Genomic DNA, 21,550 nt, shown 5'->3' with positions numbered 1-21,550 from the left:
AGGGCGCGGAAGCCTGCGCCCGGTGGGTCGGCTACCACTGCCGCCCCGACCCTGACCTGTCCCAGGGGCCGGCGGCCGCGCGCGCCGGTGCGACGTCGCTGATCGACGTCTCAGACGGGCTCACCCGCGACGCGGGCCGGTTGGCCTCCGCGAGCCGGGTGGATCTGCGGCTGCGTGCGGAGTCGCTCGAGGCGTGGACGGAGCCGCTGGCCCTCGTGCTGGGGCAGCAGTCAGCCCAGGAGTGTGTGTGGCACGGCGGTGAGGAACACGTGCTCCTGGGTGGCTTCGCTCCGGGTTCGGTGCCACCGGGATGGACGGTCCTCGGCGAGGCGGAGGAGCCGTCGGGATCGGCGGCCCGGCTCTGGCTTGACGACGACCTCGCCCCCCTCGGGGGCTGGGACCACTTCGGAGGCTGAGGTGCCCGCTGCTAGCGGCTGACCTTGCCGGCCTTAAGGCAGGAGGTGCAGACGTTCAGCCGCGTGGGCGTGCTGCCTGCCGGGCCGACGAGAGCACGCACCCGCTGGATGTTCGGGTTCCAGCGACGCTTGGTGCGACGGTGCGAGTGCGAGATGGCGTGACCGAAGCTCGGTCCCTTGCCGCAGACGTCGCAAGTGGCAGCCACGGTGGTCTCCTCCAGATTGGTGATACGGGTTCGGTGCGGGCGTGCGGGTACCGCGACCCCAGCGCAACCGCTCTAGCCTACGTCAGGAGCGCTTCGGCACCCAACTCGACGAGTGCCCGCGAGCTGCGTGAGGGTGGCACCATGTGGGCATGCTGAGTAGCACTCTCACCGTGAGTACCGGAGCACGCGACGTCGTGTACGACCTGACCCGCGAGTGCGAGCAGTTCGCCGCCGAGACCGAGGGCGACGGCCTCCTGCACGTGTTCGTCCCGCACGCGACGGCCGGCCTGGCCATTCTGGAGACAGGAGCGGGCAGCGACGACGACCTGCTGTCGGCGTTGCAGGATCTGCTGCCGGCCGACGACCGCTGGCGGCACCGGCACGGCACCCGTGGCCACGGACGCTCGCACGTCATGCCGGCCCTGGTGCCGCCCTACGCGACCGTGCCCGTCCTGCGGGGGCGGCTCGCCCTGGGCACGTGGCAGAGCATCTGCCTGGTAGACCTGAACGTGGACAACCACACCCGGACCATCCGACTCTCGCTGCTGGCTGACGCGAGCTAGCCCGCGCGTCGTGTCACCCTCGGTGCTGGACCTGCCAGCCGCTCGACGGTGGGCCGTGACCTCTCGTGCCCTGCTGAGCGACTCACGTGAGCACATCAACCGGCTCAACGTGTTCCCGGTCCCGGACGGCGACACGGGCACCAACATGTTCCTCACCGTCGACGGCGCTCTGGGCATGCTGCGCGACCCCGGCACCGAGAGTGGTGATGCCTTCTGCCTGCGTGACGGCTTGGCGCTGCTGGCACGCGGCATGCTCCTCTCGGCGCGCGGCAACTCGGGGGTGATCCTGAGTCAGCTGGCTCTGGGCATGTCGCAGGCGGTCGACTCCTCCGACGATCCTCAGGCCGAGTACATGGCCCCGGAGGTTCTCGTCGACGCCTTGGTGCGCGCCTCCGACGTCGCCTGGGCCGGGGTGTCCCGACCTGTCGAGGGCACCATTCTCAGCGTTGCGCGCGCTGCCGCAGCGGCAGCGGTGACTCACGACCTCCCGGCGGGCGCCGATGTCGCCGAGCAGACCCACGCTGTGGCCGTGGCTGCCCTCCAGGCCGCTCGGGAAGCCCTGGCCCTGACCCCCGCTCAGCTGCCGCGGCTGGCCGAGGCAGGAGTGGTCGACGCGGGGGGTGCTGGGTTCCTGCTGGTCCTGGAGGCCCTGGAGACCGTGCTGTCCGGCCGCGCCGTGGAGGTCACGCGACGAGACCACCAGAGCCGGCAGCTGGCCGAACAGCATCATCTGGTCACGCACACCGTGGCCGACGACGGGGCCGTCGAGGTGATGTACCTCCTCCGCGGATGTGGTGAGTCCGGGGCACAGGCCTTGCGGGAAGACCTCCTGGTGATCGGCTCCTCGGTGATGGTGGTCGGGGCCCACGACCTGTGGCGGGTGCACGTCCACCTCGACGTCCCCGAGGCCGCTCTGGACGCCGGTGACCGCTACGGCGGGGTCGAGCAGGTGTCGATCACCTCGCTGCGCGCCGACTCCGGCCGTGCCGATGACCCCGGCTCGGAGAGCCCGGGCGCCCCGGCGGTCGGCCTGGTCAGCTGCGCCTCGGGGCCGGGGCTGGCCACGCTGTTCGCCGACGCCGGAGCGAGCGTGGTCCTCTCCAGCCCCGGCAACCGTGCCTCCACCGGTGTGCTGCTGCAGGCCTGCCGCGACACCGGGGCCACTCGTCTGGTGGTCCTGCCCAACGACCCGGACACGATTCTGGCGGCCCAGGCGGCCGCGGCCCAGGGCGCCGCGGAGGGGCTGCAGATCCGCGTCGTGCCGACTCTCTCGGCCGTTCAGGGCCTGGCCGCCGTCTCGCTGTGGGAACCCGAGCACCAAGCCGCGGCCAGCCCAGAGCTCGACGGCGCGTCGTCCAGCGCGAAGGGCCTCGACGCCCAGGTGGCGCGGATGGTCGAGGCCGCCGACGGAGTGCGGTCGGCGGCGCTGACCGTCGCGGTGAGCGATGCGTCCACCGCGGCGGGTCCCTGCCGCGAAGGTCAGTGGCTGGGTGTGGTGAGCTCGGCCATCATCGCCGTACACGACGACCTGGGCGTGGTGGCGTCCGCGGTGCTCGACGCGCTGAGCGACGCGCTGGACGCCGAACCCGAGGCGCTGACCGTGCTCGACGGTCACGACGTGGGCGAGGCGCCCGGCACCACCTTCGACGAGGTGCTCTCGCGCTGGACCGCGCAACGGCCCGAGGTGGAGCTTGCGCGCCTGTACGGGGGCCAGCGCAACTACCGGTGGCTGCTGGGGTTGGAGTAGGTGGCGGCCGGACTTCAGACGCCCTTGCGCACGGTGATCGGTTCCTCGGCCGGCCCGCTGACGCGCGAGCGCGGGATGGAGACGGTGGGCGACCTGCTCGACCTGCTGCCCCGGACCTACCTGGACCCGGCTCGACCGGCGGACTTCGCCGCCGTCAGCGACGGTGACGAGGTGGTGGTCGTGGCCACCGTCCAGCGCGCGGTCACACGGCCGATGCGCCAGCGCAAGGGTCAGATGCTCGTCGCGACGGTGGCCGACGACGCCGGGCACCAGATGGACCTGACCTTCTTCCGGCCGTTCGGCCACGAGCGGGCTCTCCTGCCCGGCGCGCGCGTGGTCTGCTCCGGAACCGTCGGCAGCTACGGCGGCAGGCGACAGCTCACCCACCCCGAGTACCAGGTGCTCCCTGCTGCCGGGGAGTCGGCCTCGGGGGCGGCTGCAGAAGGATCCGGCTCCCCCGTGCGCGTGTTCTCGCGCGGTCTCATCCCGGTCTACCCCGGGATCAGGGGGATGAGCGCGATCTCGCTGTACGCCGCGGTGGATCTGGCCCTGCACGCCGTGGACGAGGTCGCCGACCCGGTGCCCGAGACCGTACGGCGACGTCGGGGCCTGCCCAGCCGACTGGACGCCTACCGCCTGGTGCACCAGCCGGACAGCCAGGCCGACGCACGCCGGGGGCGCTGGCGAATGAAGTATGCGGAGGCGTTCGTCATCCAGGCGTCCTTGGCCGTCCGGCGCCACTCGAGCCAAGCTCTGCCCGCGGTGCCCCGTCCCGGCCGGTCCGGCGCTTTGGTGGAGGCGTTCACCGAGCGGTTGCCCTTCGCGCTGACGCAGGGCCAGCACGAGGTCCTCGCCTCGCTACGCGACGACCTGGCTCGGCCGGTGCCGATGCACCGCCTGCTCCAGGGGGAGGTCGGCTCCGGGAAGACCGTGCTGGCGCTGTTGGCCATGCTGACCGTCGTCGACTCCGGGGGACAGGCCGCGTTGCTGGCCCCGACCGAGGTTCTTGCGGCGCAGCACCACCGGTCGATCACCGCGATGCTGGGACCACTGGCCGACGCGGGCATGCTCTCGCAGGCTGAGCACGCCACTCGCGTCGCTCTGCTCACCGGGAGCCAGGGCGCCGCCTCGCGCCGTTCCCAGCTGGCGTTGGCTGCCGGGGGCCAGGCCGGCATCGTGGTGGGCACGCACGCCCTCATCCAGCAGCACGTCCAGTTCGCCGAGCTGGGTCTGGTGGTCGTGGACGAACAGCATCGCTTCGGTGTCGAGCAGCGGGACGCCTTGCGCGTCAAGGCAGGGTCGGCCTCGCCGCACGTCCTGGTGATGACCGCGACGCCCATTCCCCGCACCGTGGCGATGACGGTCTTCGGTGACATGGAGGTCTCCACGTTGCGAGAGCTGCCCGGGGGGCGACAGCCGATCAGCACCCACGTGGTGACCGGTGACCGTGCCGGCTGGGTCCGTCGCACCTGGGAACGGGTGGCCGAGGAGGCGGCCGCAGGACACCGGGTGTACGTCGTGTGTCCGCGGATCGGTGCGGAGGAGGACCCTGAGCTGGGCGCGACGGAGGCTGGTGGAACCTACCCCGGGCCGGGCGGGCCGATCGAGGAGCCCGGGGCCGGTCACGAGGATCCAGGCCTGCACGGGGTCCTGCAGGTGTACCGCGCGCTGGAAGCACTGCCCGCCACCGCGTCCCTGCGGTTGGCCATGGTGCACGGACGCATGGCGGCTCCGGAGAAGGACGCGGCGATGCAGGCCTTCGCCGAGGGCGCGGCGGACGTGCTGGTGGCGACCACGGTCGTCGAGGTAGGTGTGGACGTGCCCGAGGCGACGGTCATGGTGGTCGTGGACGCCGACCGGTTCGGGATCTCGCAGCTGCACCAGCTCCGTGGGCGGGTCGGGCGTGGGGGACACCCCGGGCTGTGCCTGTTGTTGACGCAGCAGCCGGACGGGCCGGGAAGGGAGCGCTTGGAGTCGGTCGCCGCGACCGCCGACGGTTTCGAGCTCGCTCGGGCGGACCTCGAGGCCCGGCGCGAGGGAGACGTGCTCGGCGCGAGGCAGAGCGGTGGCCGCGGTGGTCTCCGCTTCCTGCAGCTCACCCGGGACGAGGATCTCATCGTGCAGGCGCACGAGGACGCCTGGGCCGCCGTCCGGGACGACGCGGAGCTGACCGCACACCCGGCCCTGCGGGATGACCTCGCCCGTCTGGATGCCGAGCGCGCGGCCTACCTGGAGCGCGGATGACCCGGATCATCGCCGGACGGGCCGGCGGGCGCGCCCTGCTCACGCCCGCCGGGTCGGCCACCCGGCCGACGAGTGACCGGGTCCGCGAGGCGATGTTCTCGAGCCTGGAGAGCCTGGTCGAGCTACCGGGAGCGGTCGTCCTCGACCTGTACGCCGGCTCCGGGGCGCTGGGCCTGGAGACGGCCTCGCGCGGCGCCAGCGCGGTCACCTGTGTGGAGCAGGACCGCGGTGCCGCTCGGCTCATCACCCGCAACGCACGGACCCTGGCACTGCCCGCCGTCAGCGTGGCCTGCGCCCGCGTCGAGACCTGGTTGCGACGGCCGCCCCGCGCGCCGGGGTTCGACCTGGTGCTTGCCGACCCCCCGTACCACCTCGGCGAACGGGAGGTCGGCATGGTGCTCTCGCTGCTGCCGGCTCATCTCGCGCCGGGCGCGTTGGTCGTCGTCGAGCGGTCCTCGCGCAGTCCTGACCCGGCGTGGCCCCCGGGGTGGAAGGCCGGGAAGAGCAAGCGCTACGGCCAGACCTGTCTGCACCGTGCTTGGCCGGCCGACCGGGTCTGCACCTGAAGTAGGGGACCCGCCCGTCGGGGGCGCCCGGCGCGTGGCATTCTGGCCACCATGGCTGACTACACGATTCCGCGCCCGACCTCCGGTGACGTGGTCGACCTCATCCTGGCCGACCACCGCTTGTTCGAGTCGCTGCTGCGCGACCTGCGCGACGCGACGGCCGACCGGGGCGCTGCCCGAGCGGCGTTCGCCGAGGTGCTGATCGCCCACGGGGAGGCCGAGGAGGAGAAGGTCTACCCCCAGCTGCAGCGCAAGCGCGCGATCGACAGTGACGAGGCCGAGCACGGTGAGCACGAGCACGCGGAGATCAACCAGGCGCTGGTCGACCTGCTGCGGTGCTCCGGGACGGACACGCAGAAGTTCGACGACGCCGTGGAGGCGATGACGGAGGTGCTGCAGCATCACCTGAACGAGGAGGAGCAGACGATCCTCAACCCGGCTCGGACGGAGGTCTCCGATGCGGTCCGGCACGACCTGGGCCTGATGTTCATCGCGGCGCGCAGCGCTCATCTCGACGCGGGTTCGGGAAAGCTGGAGAACGTGGAGGCCATCGTGGCCCGTGCTCACCGCGAGGGCGTCCTGGACTGAGCGGGAAAGGGAAGAGCCGGGAGCGCCGCCGGTACGGGCGGTAGGTTGGGCCCATGACTCGCCGTTGCGTCTGCCCGGGGTCCTTCGACCCGGTGACCTTCGGGCACCTGGACGTCATCGCCCGCGCGAGCAGGCTCTTCGACGAGGTCGTGGTCGCAGTGCTGCACAATCCGGCCAAGTCCGGGGCGTTCGACGCCGGTGATCGGGTGGATCTGCTGCAGCGGTCCCTACCCGAGGGACTGGCGACGACCGGCCGGGTCCGGGTGGTGGCCTTCAAGGAGATGCTGCTCGTCGATGTCTGTCGCGAGGTCGGTGCGACCGCAGTCGTCAAGGGGGTGCGGGGGCCCACCGACTACAGCTACGAGGTCCCCATGGCCCACATGAACGCCCACCTCTCCGGGGTGGAGACGGTGTTCTTGGCGGGGAGCCCGAGGTGGGGTCACGTGTCGAGCTCGTTGGTCCGCGAGGTGGCCGCGCACGGTGCCGACGTCAGTGCCTTCGTACCGGAAGTGGTGCAGGATGCGCTGTCCACCTCGCCCGGCCCGGCCCGGCCGTCCTAGACCCGGGCCTGGGATCCGGGGGGACACGGGTATCGCGCGGCCGAGCCAGAATTGGCGAGTGGCTTCGCCTGCAGTAGCCTTGGGGGCTGATCTGGCCACGGCGTGAGGGCCGCCCTGCGGCGACGACCCGGCCTGGCCACATGACACCGTTCACCTCGCAGTAGTGAACCTCGACCAGCAAGGCGCGTTCTTCATGGCACAGCACGACGACGACGGGCTCTGGGTGTTCGGCACCCGCGAGCTTGCGCGACGCCCGGGCACCATGCGCACCCTGCACCGCTGCGTCCAGGCTCCCGACCCGCTCGGCACCGACGTCATCGCCATCCCCGCTGGCGCGCCGGTCGACGTGGCACTCACCCTGGAGTCCGTGGTGGAAGGGGTCCTGGCGACCGCGCAGGTGTCCGCGACGGCCGTGGGGGTGTGCGTGCGCTGCCTGGACGAGGTCACCCGGGGTGTCGACGTGCGGGCCCAAGAGCTGTTCGCCTACCCCGACCGCGCCGCTCACCACGCCCAGCACGACGCGCAGGGCACCTCCGAGGAGCAGCCGTACGAGCTGCGGGACGACACCATCGACCTCGAGACCGTGGTGCGTGACGTGGTGGTGACCGCGCTGCCGTTCCAGCCCACGTGCCGACCGGACTGCCCGGGTTTGTGCGCGCAGTGCGGTGCCCGGCTGGCCGAGGATCCTGAGCACGCCCATGACGTCGTCGACCCGCGATGGGCCGCCCTGGCCGACCTCGCGGGCGGCAACCCCACACAGAGAAGGACCTGACATGGCCGTTCCCAAGCGCAAGATGTCGCGCTCCAACACCCGGCACCGCCGCTCGAACTGGAAGGCCAGCGCGGTGACCCTCACCACGTGCCCCCAGTGCCAGGCCCACATGCAGCCCCATCGAGCCTGCCCCTCCTGTGGCACCTACGAGGGCCGTCACTACGACGCCGCCGAGCGCACCGAGCACCAGGGCTGAGCCCCGCCGGCGCCGTGTCGAGTTCGAAGAGCGCTGAGCGCGAGGACGACGGCAGCGAGCGGCCGCGACCCCTGAGCGAGCTGGCGTCGTACCTGCACGGGATCTTCGAGGGCGGCTGCGACGAGGATCTCCTGCGCCGCGCGATGACCCATCGCTCGTACGCCTACGAGCACGACAACGCCCCGCACAACGAGCGCCTCGAGTTCCTCGGAGACGCCGTCCTGGGCCTGGTGGTGACGGACGCGCTCTACCACGAGCACCCCGACCTGCCCGAGGGTCAGCTGGCCAAGCTGCGGGCCGCCGTCGTCAACACACGGGCCCTGGCGGACGTCGCCCGGTCCCGCGATCTGGGGTCCTATGTGCTTCTGGGCCGGGGGGAGGAGGCCACCGGCGGTCGGGACAAGGCCAGCATTCTCGCCGACACCACCGAGGCCCTGATCGGATGTGTGTACCTCACCTGCGGCATGCACGCCGCCTCCGAGCTGGTGCATCACCTCCTGGATGACCTGATGCGCCGCAGTGCCCAGTGGGGTGCGGGTCTGGACTGGAAGACCAGCCTGCAGGAGCTCGTCTCGACCGCAGAGCTGGACGGTCCCGAGTACGTGGTGGAGAACGAGGGCCCCGACCACGACAAGACGTTCACCGCGCGCGCGGTGGTCGGCGAGGAGGTCGTCGGCACCGGCGAGGGCACGTCCAAGAAGGCGGCCGAGCAGCGCGCTGCCGAGCAGGCATGGAACCTGTTGACGGCCCGCGCCGCCGCGATGCTGCAGACCGAGGCGACCGAGGCGCTCAGCGCCGACCAGCGTAGGGCCGACGAGCTGGCGCAGGCGCTGGACGGGGAGCAGCGGAGGACCGAGCAGACGGAGCAAGCCGACCAGCCCGGCCATGCCCGGGAGGCACCGGCCCCGGAGCCCGACCGCACCGCCTGATGCCGGAGCTGCCCGAGGTCGAGGTGGTTCGGCGGGGCCTGGCCACTCATGTCGTCGGCCGGACCATCGACCGCGCGCAGCTCAGCGGGGACCGGGTGGCACGCCGCCACGAGGCCGGTCCGACCGACCTGGCGCAGCGGGTGGCGGGCGCGACGGTGTGGCTCGCGGACCGACGCGGCAAGTACCTGTGGCTCGTGCTCGAGCCGCCGAGTCGTCCGGCCGAGGCGCTTGTGGTGCACCTCGGCATGAGTGGCCAGCTGCTGGTCAGCCCCCGGGATGCGCCCGCGGCACGGCATACACACGGCATCTTCCACTTCACCGACGACGGGCCGTCCCTGCGCTTCGTCGACCAGCGCACCTTCGGTGGGCTGTCCCTGCGGGCCCTGGTGCCGGATCCGCATCTGGCGGCGCACCGCACGGCGCACGAGCCGCCACACCCGTACGGCGTTCCCTCCTCGGTGGGACATATCGCCCCTGACCCGATGGAGGGGGTGTTCGACCGGGCGGCCGTGGTCCGCAGGATCAGGTCCCGCCGCACGGTGATCAAGCGCGCCCTTCTGGATCAGGGCGTGGTCAGCGGGGTGGGGAACATCTACGCGGACGAGGCGCTGTGGCGGGCGGGGGTGCACGGTCGTCGCGAGTGCTCGCGGCTCACCGCGCCCGCGGTGGACCGCCTGCTGGGCCACACGCGAGCGGTCATGTCCGAGGCCCTCGACGTCGGTGGCACGAGCTTCGACGCCCTCTACGTCAACGTCAACGGGGCCAGCGGCTACTTCGACCGCTCGCTGCGCGCCTACGGACAGGCCGGCAAGCCGTGTGCCAGGTGCCGGAGCACGATCGTGCGCGAGCAGTTCATGAACCGCTCCTCCCACTTCTGCCCGCGATGCCAACCGGCTCCTCGTGCGCGCCGCGTCGCGCGATGAGCCCGCCGAGCACAGTGCCGCCCGGTGGCGCGCGTCACTACAGTGGAGCCATGGCTGAGCGGGGCGGCGATGAGGTGTCGCGGGCTCTGGTCTTCGTGCGCGGCAGGGTGCAGAACGTCGGCTTCCGTTGGTGGGCCCGGTCACGAGCCTTGGAGCTCGGCCTGGTGGGTCACGCCCGCAACCTGCGCGACGGGCGGGTGGAGATCAACGCCCAGGGGCCCCCCGACGCCGTGAGAGCCCTGTGCGACCAGCTCGACCCCGAGCGGCCACCGCGCGGTCGCCCCGGCCACGTCGAGGCGGTGCAGGTGCAGTGGCATGAGCCGCAGCAGCACACGTCGGGCTTCGTCGAGCGCTGAGACGCCTGCGCAGCGCGGCCGGATGAGCGCGATTTCGGCCCCCGCCGTGGGTAGGGTGACGCCCACGCGGCGGTGAGGACCGCCGTCCCGACACGAGGGGAGCGGCCCTGCTGTGTACGTCAAGTCCCTGACGCTGCGCGGCTTCAAGTCCTTCGCGTCGGCGACGACTCTGCGCCTGGAGCCGGGGGTGACCTGCATCGTGGGGCCCAACGGCTCGGGGAAGTCCAACGTGGTCGACGCGCTCGCCTGGGTGATGGGCGAGCAGGGCGCCAAGTCCTTGCGCGGCGGCAAGATGGAGGATGTCGTCTTCGCCGGCACGAGCGGTCGGCAGCCGTTGGGCCGGGCTGAGGTCTCGATGACCATCGACAACACCGACGGTGCCCTACCGATCGACTACACCGAGGTCACCATCACCCGCACGATGTTCCGCAACGGCGGCTCGGACTACGCCATCAACGGCACCGCGTGCCGGTTGCTGGACATCCAAGAGCTCCTGTCCGACTCCGGTATCGGCCGCGAGATGCACGTGATCGTGGGCCAAGGTCAGCTCGACCAGGTGCTGCGCGCCACGCCGGAGGAGCGTCGCGGCTTCGTCGAGGAAGCCGCGGGAGTGCTCAAGCACCGTAAGCGCAAAGAGCGTGCCCTGCGCAAGCTGGAGACCATGGAGGCCAACCTCACCCGGCTGAGCGACCTGACCACCGAGATCCGCCGCCAGCTGGGCCCACTCGGACGGCAGGCAGAGACGGCACGCCGCGCGGCGGGGATCCAAGCGACGGTGCGCGACGCGCGCCTGCGCCTCCTGGCCGACGAGGTGGCGACGCTGACCGAGGTGCTCGAGCGAGCGGCGGCCGCCGAGGCCGCCATGGGGGAGCGGCGCAACGCCTGCTCCGCCCAGCTGGAGCAGGTCACCGCCGAGGTCGAGCGAGCCGAGCACGCGGACGCCACCAGTGCTCCCGCCCTCACCCGGGCCCAGGACGCCTACTACGCCGCGACTGCGCTACGCCAACGGCTGCAGTCCACCCGGGAGCTGGCCGCGGAACGGGTGCGCCTGATTCACGCGGCGGTCGAGGAGGAGAGCGCAGACGGGCCTCGCGCTGATCGGGACCCGGAGGAGATGACCGCCGCTGCCGCGCGTGTGCGCGCGGCCCAGGTGGGTGCGCAGACGGATCTCGAGCAGGCCAGAGCAACGCTGCAGCGTCTGCGGCACGCCCGGACCGCTGCCGAGGAAGCTTACGAGCAGGAGGAGGCGCGGGTCACCAGCCTGCTGCAGGCAGCCGCCGACCGCCGTGAGGGCCTGGCCCGGCTGGCGGGGCAGGTCGCGGCCCAGCGCAGCCGGGCCGACGCCGAGGAGGCCGAGCTCGGGCGTCTGCGAGAGACCGAGGAGGCGGTGGTGCAGCGGGCCCGCGAGGCCGAGCAGGAGTTCGCGGCTCTGGAGGTGACCATCCTGGACGTCGAGCGCGACGAGCAAGGCCTGGACCAGGCGTACGAGCTCGCCGAGCAGGCGCGGGTCGCGGCGGCCGGGGAGATGGCCGCGGCGCAGGAGAGCAAGCGTGCCGCCGAAGCGCGCCTGCTCTCGGCGGAGACCCGGTGCGAGGCCTTGCGGATGAGCCGCCAGCGCCGCGATGGGGCGGCGGCCTGGGTGGAGCAGGCGCCGGAGGCGGACGAAGCCGGCTGGCTCTCGGAGCGGCTGGTGGTGCAGCCCGGCTACGAAGGCCAGGTGGCGGCCGCCTTGGGCTGGGTAGGCGACGCGCTCGTCGTCGGGTCGATGACGGCCGGGGCCCGGGGGCTGGCATGGCTTCGTGAGCAGGAGCACGGTCGGGCCGGGGTCGTCGTCCCCGCTGAGACCGCCTCCTCGCCGCGGTCCGGCCCGGAGCTGCCGGAGGGGGCCCGGCCGGCTGCGAGTGTCGTTCGGGCCGACACCCCCGAGCTGACCGCTGCGGTGCATGACCACCTGCGCCAGGTGGTCCTGGTCGGGGGCAGCGACGAGGCGTTGCGCCTGGTGCAGAGCCCGGCGGGTGGTGAGCTCGTTGCCGTCACGCGCGCCGGAGATCTCTACGGGCGGGGGTGGATGCGGGGAGGCAGTGCGGATGGGCCCAGCACCATCGAGCTGGACTCCGCCGTCGACGACGCCCGGGAAGAGGCGCGACAGGCCAGAGCGGACCTCGAGCGCCATGGCTTCCAGATCGGTCGGCTCGAAGAGAGCCTGGGTGAGGCTCAGGTCGCCAGTGAGGAGGCGATGCAGGCGCTGCACCGTTCCGACGCCCGGATGGCCGGCGTCGCCGAGCAGCTCGGACAGCTGGGGTCCGTCATGCGCAGCGCACACGCCGAGCGCGAACGCGTCCGGCTGGCGGTGCAGGAGTCGGAACGCTCCGGGGCCCGGGCCCGCGCGAACCTCGCCGACCTCGAACAGCGGCTGGCCGATGCGCGGGCCGCCGGTCAGGCGCCGGGGGAGGAGCCACGTGGCCCGGCAGAGCAGGACGATCGGGCGGCCTTGGCCGACGCGGCGGCGCACGCCCGTGGTGCCGAGACCGAGGCTCGGCTGCAGGTGCGGACCGGCGAGGAGCGACTGGCCGCACTCGTCGAGCGGGTGGGTGCCCTGGAAGCGGCGGCGCGCGACGAGCGCGCGGCTCGGGACCAGGCGGCCGCACGGGCCCTCACGCGACGACGTCAGGCACAGACCGCCCAGGCGGTGGTGATGGCGGCGGCATACCTGTCCGCCTCGATGGAGGAGGTCGTGGAGCGTGCGGACGCGGCGCGCGCGGACTTGGCTGCCGCCCACGCCGCGCGTGAGGACCGTCTGCGTGCGGCCCGAACGCGGGCTCGTTCCCTGGCCGAGGAGCTTCAGGAGCTGACGGCTTCACTGCACGCCGACGAAGTGGCTCGGGCCGAGCAGGGGCTGCGGTTGGAGACGCTGCACACCCGCGCCGTCGACGAGCACGGGATCGACCCGCAGGTGCTCCTCACGGAGTTCGGGCCAGACCAGCCGGTGCCGGTGCTCGACCAGGCCGGCAGCGCGCCCGACGCGACGGAGGCCGCGACGCCGGACACCGGCGTGGCCACGCCGGTGCCGTTCGTGCGGGCCGAGCAGGAGAAGCGCCTACGCCGCTCCGAGCGAGCGCTGGCGGCGCTGGGGAAGGTGAACCCCCTGGCGTTGGAGGAGTACGCCGCCCTGGAAGAGCGGCATACGTACCTCACCGCTCAGATCGAGGACCTGCGTCGGTCCAGCGCGGACCTGCTCGGCATCGTCAAAGAGGTGGACGAGCGCGTCGAGCGGGTGTTCGCCGAGGCCTTCGAGGACACCGCGGCGCAGTTCGAGACCGTCTTCGCCCGGCTGTTCCCCGGTGGCGAGGGGCGTCTGGTGCTCACCGACCCCGGCGATCTGCTCACCTCGGGCATCGAGGTCGAGGCACGGCCGCCGGGCAAGAAGATCAAGCGACTGTCGTTGCTGTCCGGAGGGGAGCGCTCACTGACGGCCGTGGCCCTGCTGGTGGCCATCTTCAAGGCGCGACCGAGCCCCTTCTACATCATGGACGAGGTGGAGGCAGCGCTCGACGACACCAACTTGGGCCGGCTCATCTCTCTGTTCGAAGAGCTACGCGACTCCAGCCAGCTCATCGTGATCACCCATCAGAAGCGCACCATGGAGGTGGCCGACGCCCTCTACGGGGTCTCGATGCAGGGCGATGGCATCACCACCGTCATCTCCCAGCGCCTGCACGAGCCCCAGCCCGCGTGAGCTCCGGCCGCGCCGCGGAAGCGGGAACACCACACCCGACGGCGGGGTTGGGCGGTCATGACCTCTCCTGATGCGCTCTCCCGACACGTCGAGTTCTTCTTCGACCCGGCGTGCCCGTTCTGCTGGCAGACCTCGAAGTGGTTCCGCCAGGTCCAGAGCCAGGTGGAGATCGAACCGGTCTGGCGGTTCATCTCTTTAGCGATGCTCAACGAGGAGATGGACCGGCTGGAAGAGGTGAAGGGCCACGCCGTGGGACACAAGATGTTGCGCGTGGCCGCGGCCGCGAAGTCGCAGCACGGTGAGCAGATCGTCGGCGCTCTCTACGAGGAGATGGGCCGGCGTCTGTGGGAGACCGCGCCCGAAGGTGACTCGCCGCTGAGCCGAGAGCAGCGCGGGCAGGTCGCCGACGAGCACAAGGAGGACGTCCTGGGTCAGCTGCCCGAGATCCTCGAAGCCGTCGGGCTCCCGCCCGGGCTCCAGGAGGCTGCCTCGGACTCCCAGTACGACGCCGAGCTGCAGGCCTCCACCGACGAGGCGATGGAGCGGACCGGTGGCAACGTGGGAACTCCCATCCTGGCTTTCGGTGAGACAGACGGCCCCGCCTTCTTCGGTCCGGTGATCTCGGGCACCCCCGACGACGAGGACGCGGTCAAGCTGTGGGACGCCGTGGGTGCGCTGGCGACCTTCGACGGCTTCGCCGAGCTCAAACGCTCCCTGCGCGACCCGCTCGACAACGAGCTGCTCAGCTCCCTCAGGTCACGCCGCGAGATGTGAGTTTGCTCACGCCCCGGCGTGTCGGAACCCAACACGCCGAGGCGCGCAGACGCGTAGGACCCATCGAGGGGGCATCCTAGAAGCATGGTCGTCTTGGTATTGGGGATGCTGACCTGCGTGGCCACGGGGGGCGTAGTCCTAGGGTATGTCGCTCGTGAGGCACGGCGGGAAGAGCGCGAGTTCTGGACCCCGGAAGGTGAACGTCTGATCGCCGACGCGCGACGTCGCAGCGACGAGCTGCGTCAGCGCTCGGACGAGCTCCGTCACCGGGTGGGTGCCGGAGCCGAGCGAGTGCGGGCTCGGCGCCTGACGTCGCCGGGAGACGGTGGCGGTGTGGCTCACCACGGCGAGGGTGAGGGACACCGGGCGGTCTGACAGCCGGCCGGAGGCCTGCCCGACGGCCTGCTGCGCGCGGAAGACGTCCTGGGTGTCGTGAGGAGCCGTGACTGCCTCGGGAGGCGACTGGCCCCCTTCGCCCGTCCGCCGGGTTGTTCTCTAGGCGGTGCTGCAGGCGTGCTGGTTCTGTGAGAATGGCAACGCCATGAACGATCTCTGGATATACCTCACCGTAGCCACCGTGGTGGCCCTCGTGGGCCTGACCGTCCTGGTCTTTCTCACCCGCGGCCGGCGCACCCCGACTCATACCGCGCCACCCTCGGCTCCATCGCGCTCGCCGGAGGAGGCCACGTCGCAGGGCCGCACGGAGGAGGTCCTGGACGTCGACAACGTCGGCGGAGGGGTCGCGACCGAGGTCGAGCCCGAGGCGCCCGAACGACCTTCGATCGAGCGGCCCGACTCGGCTCGCGGCCGCCTGGCCCGTCTGCGGCAGAGGCTGGCGCGCTCGAACTCGGCGATCGGCAACGCCCTGCTGGCGCTGCTGTCCCGGGGCAGGCTGGACGAGGCCGCGTGGGAGGACGTCGAGGACACCCTCTTGCAGGCCGACCTCGGCGTCGAGGCCACCGAGGAGCTCGTGGCCGCGTTGCGTACGCGGGTGGCGGTGGAGGGGGAGCGGGACGCCGAGACCGTGCGCGGCTGGCTCCACGCGGACCTGGTGCGTCTGGTCGACCCCACGATGGACCGCCGTATCAGCGCCTCACGGATCGGCGACCGCCCTGCCGTGACCCTGGTTGTCGGCGTGAACGGCACCGGCAAGACCACGACGGTGGGCAAGCTCGCCCGGGTGCTGGTCGCCGAGGACAAGGACGTGGTGCTGGGGGCCGCGGACACCTTCCGCGCGGCGGCAGCCGACCAGCTGCAGACGTGGGGGGAGCGGGTGGGTGTGCCCACGGTGCGGTCGGACCGCGAAGGTGCCGACCCCGCGTCGGTGGCCTTCGACGCGGTCCGCTCCGCCGCGGAGTACGAGGCCGACGTGGTGCTCATCGACACGGCGGGGCGCCTGCACAACAAGGTCGGCCTGATGGACGAGCTCAGCAAGGTGAAGCGGGTGGTCGAGAAGCAGAGCCCGATCGACGAGGTGCTGCTGGTGCTGGACGCGACGACAGGGCAGAACGGGCTGCGCCAGGCCGAGGTGTTCGCCGACGCAGTCGACATCACCGGTGTCGTGCTCACCAAGCTGGACGGCACGGCGAAGGGGGGCATCGTGGTCAACGTGCAGCGCAAGCTCGGTGTGCCGGTCAAGCTGGTCGGGCTGGGCGAGGGCCCGGACGACCTGGCGCCGTTCGACCCCGTGGCATTCGTCGACGCCATCGTCGGCTGAGCCAGCGGTTAGCCTGGAGCGGTGTTCACCAGTCTCTCGGACCGTCTGACCCTGACCTTCCGCAACCTCAAGCGGAAGGGGTCGCTGTCGGAGTCCGACGTCAACGCGACGGTGCGAGACATCCGTCTGGCCCTGCTCGACGCGGACGTCGCCCTTCCGGTGGTCAAGCAGTTCACCGGGGCCATCCGCGAGCGCGCGCTGGGGACGGAGGTCTCCCGTGCGCTCAACCCGGCCCAGCAGGTCGTCAAGATCGTCAACGAGGAGCTCGTCGGCATCCTCGGGGGCGACACGCGACGCCTCAACCTGGCCAAGAACCCGCCGACGGTGATCATGCTCGCCGGCCTCCAGGGTTCGGGTAAGACCACTCTGGCCGGCAAGCTCGGGCACTGGCTGGCCGAGCAAGGGCATACGCCGCTGCTGGTCGCGGCCGACCTGCAGCGCCCGAACGCGGTCAACCAGCTCCAGATCGTGGGAGAGCGAGCGGGGCTGAAGGTCTTCGCGCCCGAGCGGGGCAACGTCTTCGGGCACGACGCGGCGCTGGAGTCCGGGGAGGGTACGCGGTCGTTCGGGGACCCGGTCGACGTCGCCATCGACGGTGTGGCCGAGGCCAAGGCCAGGGGTCACGACATCGTCATCATCGACACCGCCGGCCGGCTGGCCGTGGACGTCGACCTCATGCGTCAGGCTTCCGACATCCGGCTGGAGACGCAGGCCGACGAGGTCCTCTTCGTCATTGACGCCATGATCGGCCAAGCGGCGGTGGACACGGCAAAGGCCTTCGCCGAGGGGGTGGGCATCACCGGCACGGTGCTGACCAAGCTCGACGGGGACGCCCGGGGCGGTGCCGCCCTGTCGGTGGCCACGGTGACCGGCAAGCCGATCATGTTCGCCTCCACCGGTGAGGGCACCACCGAGTTCGAGCTCTTCCACCCGGACCGGATGGCCAGCCGCATTCTGGACATGGGTGATGTGCTGACCCTCATCGAACAGGCCGAGAAGGCGTTCGACGCCGCCCAGACCCGGGAGATCAGCCGGAAGTTCATGGCCGAGGAGGACTTCACGTTCGGTGACTTCCTCGAGCAGATGGCCGCGATCAAACGGATGGGCTCGCTGAAGCAGATGCTCGGAATGATGCCTGGGATGGCCCAGATGCGGCAGCAGCTGGACTCTCTCGACGAGCGCGAGTTCGACCGGGTCGAGGCGATGGTGCGCTCGATGACCCCGGCGGAACGGGACCACCCCAAGATCATCAACGGCTCACGTCGCGCCCGCATCGCGCGTGGGTCGGGAGTGAGCGTCTCCGAGGTGAACCAGCTCTTGGAGCGCTTCGGGCAGGCTCAGAAGATGATGCGGCAGATGCGCAAGACCGGGGGGATGCCGGGGATGCCGGGGATGCCCGGCGGTGGCGTCGGGCCGGGCAAGGGCAAGGGGAAGCAGGCACCACGCAAGAAGTCCAAGAGCGGCAACCCGGCCAAGCGCGCCGCCGAGGAGAAGGCGGCGGCGCAGCGGCAGCACGCGGCGCGGGAGAACGCGATGGGTAGTGCCTTCGGCGGCGCGGCTGGTGCCGAGGAGCAGGACCTGTCCCAGCTGGAGCTGCCCCAGGGGTTCGAGAAGTACCTGTCCCCAGGCAGCCGGCAGAAGTAGCTCAGGTCACCAGCGCGTCCTCGCCCAGGTGCGCGGCCGCGGCGTTGCGGCCCGGGATGCCGCTCACGCCCCCACCGCGGCGGGCGCCGGCGCCGCACAGGTAGACGTTCGCGTCCGCAGTCTCCACTCCCCAGGCCCCGACCTCGCCCGCCGACTCCGCGAACGGCCACTGCAGGTCGCGGTGGAAGATGTGCCCGCGAGGCATGCCCAGCGACGCCTCGACGTCCAGCGGCGTGCGCACCTCCAGGGTCTCGGCAGCGAGCAGGCAGTCGGTCAGCGGCTCGTCGAGGACGCTGTCCACGGAGGCCAACGTGGCCTCGGTGGCGCGAGCCCTCGCCCCGTCGGGGTCGGCCGCGAACAGCCGCGCCGGCATGTGCAGGCCGAACAGCGTCATGGTGTGGGCGCCCTGGGCCTGCAGCTCCTCGCCCAGGATCGAGGGGTCGGACAAGGAGTGGCAGTACACCTCGCAGGGCGGCACCGCGGGGATCTGCCCCGCATCCGCCTGCGCATAGGCGCGCTGCAGCGCGGCGTACCCCTCGTTGATGTGGAAGGTGCCCGAGAACGCCTGCTCGGCCGTGGTGCGGGGGTCTTTCAGCGACGGCAGACGCGACAGCAGCAGGTTGATCTTGAGCTGGGCCCCCTCCGGTGACGGTTCGGTGCCGGGACGCCTGCGCAACCGGTCCAACACTGCGGGTGCCGCGGCGACGAAGACGGCGTCGCTCTCCACCACGCAGCCGTCCGCCGTGCGGACCCGGGCCAGGTCGCCGTCCGTCTCCAGCGACACGACCTCGCTCGCGCAGTGCACCTGCGCCCCCGCCGCCGTGGCGGCCTCCAGCAGCGCGTCGCTGACCTGGCCCATGCCGCCGACCGGGACGTCCCAGTGCCCGGTGCCGCCACCGATGACGTGGTACAGCAGACACCGGTTGGCCAACCTCGCAGAGTCGCGCAGGTCGGTGAAGGTGCCGATCAGGGCGTCGGTGGCCGCGATGCCCCGGACCACGTCGCGCGCGAAGCGCCGTTCCAGCGTCTCGGACAGAGGACGCTCGAACATCTCCGACCATGCCTGGTCGCCGACGCGTCCCGCCATCTCGCCGGCCGAGCGCAGCGGCTCTAGCATCGTGGGGAAAACCTGCCGCGCGACGTGGCCGGTGAGATCGGAGAAGTCCTTCCAGGCGCCGGCGTCCGTGCCTAGGTCGGCCGCGGTCCGGGCCGGGTCGCCGTCGTCGATGAGGATGCCGTGCGCACCGTGCGGCGTGTAGGAGGAGTAGCGCCGCCGGTGCAGCGTGAGGTCGAGCCCCAGCTCGTCACGGATCTGCGCCGGCAGCAGCGAGACGAGGTAGGAGTAGGCGGACAGGCGTGCTGCGTAGCCCGGGAAGACGGCAGCCGAGCGCGTGGCCCCCCCGACTACCTCGGCTCGCTCCAGCACCAGGACCGACCTGCCTGCTCGAGCCAGGTACGCCGCACACGTCAGACCGTTGTGTCCGGCCCCGATGACCACCGCGTCGTACCGCATCCCAAGGACTGTAGCGGGGTCAGGCAGCCACACGCCGGTAGCCTCGTCGGCACCACGACCGGCCGAGGCGAGGAGATGCGATGACCGTGCTGCACCTCAGCGGCCCCGTGCTCGTCGGGCCCGAGGAGAGGGTCGACGAGTGCTGGGTCATCGACGGGCGGATCACCTTCGCCCGGCCGACCGACCACGACGAGGGCATGGTCGAACGTATCGACGGATGGGTGCTCCCCGGGCTGGTCGACGCCCACGCCCACGTGGGGCTGGAGTCGCAGGGTGCGGTCAGCCCCGGGCGAGCCGCCCAGCACGCCCTGACCCAGCGCGAGGCTGGCGTGCTGCTGATCCGTGATGCCGGCTCACCGGCCGACACCCGGTGGCTGCAGCAGCGTGCGGACCTGCCCGAGCTCATCCGAGCGGGGCGTCACATCGCCCGCACGAAGCGCTACCTGCGCAACTACGCACACGAGACCGAGCCGCCCGACCTGGTGGCCTACGTGCGTCAGGAAGCCCGTCACGGCGACGGCTGGGTCAAGCTCGTCGGCGACTGGATCGAGCGCGACCTGGGTGATCTGGCGCCGTGCTGGCCGGTGGAGACCCTGACCGAGGCGGTGCGGGCCGCCCACGAGGAGGGTGCCCGGGTGACCGCTCACTGCTTCGGTGAGCAGTCGCTGCGCGACTTCGCGGCGGCGGGCACCGACTGCATCGAGCACGCCACCGGGTTGACGGACGACACCATCGAGCAGTTCGCGGCGCAGCAGATCGCCATCGTGCCCACTCTGGTCAACACGGCGAACTTCCCGTCCTTCGCCGACGCCGGCGAGGCCAAGTACCCGGCGTACGCGGCCCACATGCGGGCTCTGCACGCGCGCCGTTTCGATGTGGTCGCTCGGGCCCGCGAGGCCGGCATCCCGGTGTACGTCGGCACCGACGCCGGTGGCTACCTGCCCCACGGGCTGGCGGCTCGCGAGATCGAGGCGCTGACCCAGGCGGGCTTCAGCACTATCGAGGCGATCGGCGCGGCCACCTGGGCCGCGCGTGCCTGGCTCGGTCGTCCCGCGATCAGCGAGGGTGCGCCCGCCGATGTCGTGGTCTACATCGACGACCCGCGCGAGGACGTGCGCACCCTGGCCGACCCGCACCGCGTCGTGCTGGCCGGCGTCCTGCGGCCCTGACCCGCCCGGGTCCGGCGCCCTGGTTTCGCGTGGCGCGCGCGATGTCTGGCACACTGGGGCGGTACTCATCCCCGCGGCCCTCTCACCGCGGTGCGGTGCGTCCGTTCGTAGTGACCGTCGCCGCGGGTGTTCCCCACGCGGAGGGCGCACTCATCCAGACCAGAATGAGGAGACACCCCACACGTGGCTGTCAAGATTCGTTTGAAGCGCATGGGCAAGATCCGTGCGCCCTTCTACCGTGTCGTCGTGATGGACTCTCGCGCCAAGCGCGACGGCCGGGCCATCGAGGAGATCGGCAAGTACCACCCGACGGCGGAGCCGTCGCTGATCGACATCGACTCTGACCGGGCGCAGCACTGGCTGTCGGTCGGGGCTCAGCCCACCGAGCAGGTCCAGGCGCTGCTGAAGGTCACCGGCGACTGGGCCAAGTTCACCGGGGAGGGTGACCCTGCTGGGAGCCTGCGCTCGGTGGCCGAGCCGCGGGACAAGAAGGCCCTGTACGAGGCAGCCCTCGCTGCCGCCGACGGCTCCGAGTCCTCGAGCCCGGCCACCGCCCGTTCGTCCAAGAAGTCCGTGCCGCCGAAGCAGGACGGTCCGACGCCCGCCGAGGCGGATAACGTCTCCAGTGACCCGTCCGCCGTAGTCGACAGCGGCTCCAGCGAGGCCTCGTCGGACGACGAGGCGACCGCCTCACAGGTCTGAGCATGCTGGAAGAGGCGCTGGAGCATCTCGTCAAGGGAATCGTGGACCACGACGGAGAGGTCGTCGTCCGCCACAAGGGCGGGCGCCACGGCGATGTCTTGGAGGTCCGGGTACACCCCGACGACCTCGGCCGGGTGATCGGGCGTCGCGGCCGCACGGCGAGCGCGTTGCGTACGGTGATGACCGCGCTCGGACAGGGCAACAAGGTCCGCGTCGACATCGTGGACAC

21 protein-coding genes and 1 pseudogene are annotated in these 21,550 nt (G+C 71.6%); 20 read left to right on the top strand and 2 right to left on the bottom strand.

Features of this window, described 5'->3' with window-relative positions:
- A pseudogene (locus VJ976_RS00815) lies at positions 1–416 on the top strand (thiamine-phosphate kinase); the annotation flags it as partial.
- Positions 417–427: 11 nt separating this feature from the next.
- Here the strand turns inward: VJ976_RS00815 and rpmB are convergent.
- Entirely contained in the window at positions 428–622 is a 195-nt protein-coding gene (rpmB, locus tag VJ976_RS00810; RefSeq protein WP_324097963.1) for a 50S ribosomal protein L28, read from the bottom strand.
- Between the two features lie 149 nt (positions 623–771).
- Between rpmB and VJ976_RS00805 the strand changes: the two genes are divergently transcribed.
- The 16 genes from VJ976_RS00805 (at position 772) to ffh (ending at position 17,937) form a co-directional block, all read left to right on the top strand.
- Positions 772–1,185 (top strand): secondary thiamine-phosphate synthase enzyme YjbQ, encoded by a 414-nt coding sequence (locus VJ976_RS00805; RefSeq protein WP_324097961.1) that lies wholly within the window; start codon positions 772–774, stop codon positions 1,183–1,185.
- 55 nt (positions 1,186–1,240) lie between these two features.
- Positions 1,241–2,932, top strand: coding sequence for a DAK2 domain-containing protein (locus VJ976_RS00800; RefSeq protein WP_324097959.1), 1,692 nt, complete (start codon positions 1,241–1,243; stop codon positions 2,930–2,932).
- Positions 2,933–5,176 carry an ATP-dependent DNA helicase RecG gene (locus VJ976_RS00795; protein ID WP_324097957.1) on the top strand — a complete coding sequence of 748 codons (2,244 nt, stop codon included), beginning with the start codon at positions 2,933–2,935 and terminating at the stop codon, positions 5,174–5,176.
- Positions 5,173–5,742 carry a 16S rRNA (guanine(966)-N(2))-methyltransferase RsmD gene (gene rsmD, locus VJ976_RS00790; RefSeq protein ID WP_324097955.1) on the top strand — a complete coding sequence of 190 codons (570 nt, stop codon included), beginning with the start codon at positions 5,173–5,175 and terminating at the stop codon, positions 5,740–5,742. Before VJ976_RS00795 ends, rsmD begins: the two co-directional genes overlap by 4 nt.
- Before the next feature lie 51 nt (positions 5,743–5,793).
- A complete protein-coding gene (locus VJ976_RS00785) occupies positions 5,794–6,330 on the top strand; it encodes a hemerythrin domain-containing protein (RefSeq protein WP_324097953.1) in 537 nt (178 codons plus the stop codon).
- Between the two features lie 53 nt (positions 6,331–6,383).
- On the top strand, positions 6,384–6,890 hold the full coding sequence (coaD, locus tag VJ976_RS00780) for a pantetheine-phosphate adenylyltransferase (protein ID WP_324097951.1): 507 nt from the start codon (positions 6,384–6,386) through the stop codon (positions 6,888–6,890).
- Between the two features lie 193 nt (positions 6,891–7,083).
- Positions 7,084–7,662: a YceD family protein gene (locus tag VJ976_RS00775; RefSeq protein WP_324097965.1), complete on the top strand. Its 579-nt coding sequence runs from the start codon at positions 7,084–7,086 to the stop codon at positions 7,660–7,662.
- Position 7,663: 1 nt separating this feature from the next.
- Positions 7,664–7,858: a 50S ribosomal protein L32 gene (rpmF, locus tag VJ976_RS00770; RefSeq protein ID WP_324097949.1), complete on the top strand. Its 195-nt coding sequence runs from the start codon at positions 7,664–7,666 to the stop codon at positions 7,856–7,858.
- Positions 7,859–7,872: 14 nt separating this feature from the next.
- Positions 7,873–8,787, top strand: a complete 915-nt coding sequence (rnc, locus tag VJ976_RS00765) for a ribonuclease III (protein WP_324097947.1) — start codon at positions 7,873–7,875, stop codon at positions 8,785–8,787.
- Positions 8,787–9,710: a bifunctional DNA-formamidopyrimidine glycosylase/DNA-(apurinic or apyrimidinic site) lyase gene (mutM, locus tag VJ976_RS00760; protein WP_324097945.1), complete on the top strand. Its 924-nt coding sequence runs from the start codon at positions 8,787–8,789 to the stop codon at positions 9,708–9,710. Before rnc ends, mutM begins: the two co-directional genes overlap by 1 nt.
- A gap of 50 nt (positions 9,711–9,760) precedes the next feature.
- Positions 9,761–10,066 carry an acylphosphatase gene (locus VJ976_RS00755; protein ID WP_324097943.1) on the top strand — a complete coding sequence of 102 codons (306 nt, stop codon included), beginning with the start codon at positions 9,761–9,763 and terminating at the stop codon, positions 10,064–10,066.
- A 112-nt stretch (positions 10,067–10,178) separates the two neighbouring features.
- Positions 10,179–13,802 carry a chromosome segregation protein SMC gene (smc, locus tag VJ976_RS00750; protein ID WP_324097941.1) on the top strand — a complete coding sequence of 1,208 codons (3,624 nt, stop codon included), beginning with the start codon at positions 10,179–10,181 and terminating at the stop codon, positions 13,800–13,802.
- A 57-nt stretch (positions 13,803–13,859) separates the two neighbouring features.
- Entirely contained in the window at positions 13,860–14,576 is a 717-nt protein-coding gene (locus VJ976_RS00745) for a DsbA family protein (RefSeq protein WP_324097939.1), read from the top strand.
- A gap of 84 nt (positions 14,577–14,660) precedes the next feature.
- On the top strand, positions 14,661–14,951 hold the full coding sequence (locus VJ976_RS00740; RefSeq protein ID WP_324097937.1) for a hypothetical protein: 291 nt from the start codon (positions 14,661–14,663) through the stop codon (positions 14,949–14,951).
- A 166-nt stretch (positions 14,952–15,117) separates the two neighbouring features.
- Positions 15,118–16,293 (top strand): signal recognition particle-docking protein FtsY, encoded by a 1,176-nt coding sequence (gene ftsY / locus VJ976_RS00735; protein WP_324097935.1) that lies wholly within the window; start codon positions 15,118–15,120, stop codon positions 16,291–16,293.
- Positions 16,294–16,314: 21 nt separating this feature from the next.
- Positions 16,315–17,937 (top strand): signal recognition particle protein, encoded by a 1,623-nt coding sequence (gene ffh, locus VJ976_RS00730; RefSeq protein WP_324097933.1) that lies wholly within the window; start codon positions 16,315–16,317, stop codon positions 17,935–17,937.
- A gap of 1 nt (position 17,938) precedes the next feature.
- Here the strand turns inward: ffh and VJ976_RS00725 are convergent, their stop codons facing one another.
- On the bottom strand, positions 17,939–19,450 hold the full coding sequence (locus VJ976_RS00725) for an NAD(P)/FAD-dependent oxidoreductase (protein WP_324097931.1): 1,512 nt from the start codon (positions 19,448–19,450) through the stop codon (positions 17,939–17,941).
- A gap of 80 nt (positions 19,451–19,530) precedes the next feature.
- Here VJ976_RS00725 and VJ976_RS00720 point away from each other — a divergent pair, with 80 nt between their 5' ends.
- From VJ976_RS00720 to VJ976_RS00710, 3 genes are all read left to right on the top strand, one after another.
- Positions 19,531–20,619, top strand: a complete 1,089-nt coding sequence (locus VJ976_RS00720; RefSeq protein WP_324097929.1) for an amidohydrolase family protein — start codon at positions 19,531–19,533, stop codon at positions 20,617–20,619.
- Between the two features lie 183 nt (positions 20,620–20,802).
- Positions 20,803–21,321, top strand: coding sequence for a 30S ribosomal protein S16 (gene rpsP, locus VJ976_RS00715; protein WP_324097928.1), 519 nt, complete (start codon positions 20,803–20,805; stop codon positions 21,319–21,321).
- Between the two features lie 2 nt (positions 21,322–21,323).
- On the top strand, positions 21,324–21,550 hold a 227-nt coding region (locus tag VJ976_RS00710), incomplete at its 3' end, for an RNA-binding protein (RefSeq protein ID WP_324097926.1).

This window comes from Ornithinimicrobium sp., assembly GCF_035267225.1.
In the GTDB taxonomy this organism is placed as follows: domain Bacteria; phylum Actinomycetota; class Actinomycetes; order Actinomycetales; family Dermatophilaceae; genus Ornithinicoccus.
The sequence above is the reverse complement of the archived record's forward strand: the minus strand, read 5'-3'. Positions and strand labels throughout refer to the sequence as shown.

Excerpts from the sequence above, each read along its gene's own strand:
- VJ976_RS00805 (WP_324097961.1), top strand. The coding sequence starts at position 772 with ATGCTGAGTAGCACTCTCACCGTGAGTACCGGAGCACGCGACGTCGTG.
- rsmD (WP_324097955.1), top strand. The coding sequence starts at position 5,173 with ATGACCCGGATCATCGCCGGACGGGCCGGCGGGCGCGCCCTGCTCACG.
- VJ976_RS00785 (WP_324097953.1), top strand. The coding sequence starts at position 5,794 with ATGGCTGACTACACGATTCCGCGCCCGACCTCCGGTGACGTGGTCGAC.
- coaD (WP_324097951.1), top strand. The coding sequence starts at position 6,384 with ATGACTCGCCGTTGCGTCTGCCCGGGGTCCTTCGACCCGGTGACCTTC.
- VJ976_RS00775 (WP_324097965.1), top strand. The coding sequence starts at position 7,084 with ATGGCACAGCACGACGACGACGGGCTCTGGGTGTTCGGCACCCGCGAG.
- rpmF (WP_324097949.1), top strand. The coding sequence starts at position 7,664 with ATGGCCGTTCCCAAGCGCAAGATGTCGCGCTCCAACACCCGGCACCGC.
- mutM (WP_324097945.1), top strand. The coding sequence starts at position 8,787 with ATGCCGGAGCTGCCCGAGGTCGAGGTGGTTCGGCGGGGCCTGGCCACT.
- VJ976_RS00755 (WP_324097943.1), top strand. The coding sequence starts at position 9,761 with ATGGCTGAGCGGGGCGGCGATGAGGTGTCGCGGGCTCTGGTCTTCGTG.
- VJ976_RS00745 (WP_324097939.1), top strand. The coding sequence starts at position 13,860 with ATGACCTCTCCTGATGCGCTCTCCCGACACGTCGAGTTCTTCTTCGAC.
- VJ976_RS00740 (WP_324097937.1), top strand. The coding sequence starts at position 14,661 with ATGGTCGTCTTGGTATTGGGGATGCTGACCTGCGTGGCCACGGGGGGC.
- ftsY (WP_324097935.1), top strand. The coding sequence starts at position 15,118 with ATGAACGATCTCTGGATATACCTCACCGTAGCCACCGTGGTGGCCCTC.
- VJ976_RS00725 (WP_324097931.1), bottom strand. The coding sequence starts at position 19,450 with ATGCGGTACGACGCGGTGGTCATCGGGGCCGGACACAACGGTCTGACG.
- VJ976_RS00720 (WP_324097929.1), top strand. The coding sequence starts at position 19,531 with ATGACCGTGCTGCACCTCAGCGGCCCCGTGCTCGTCGGGCCCGAGGAG.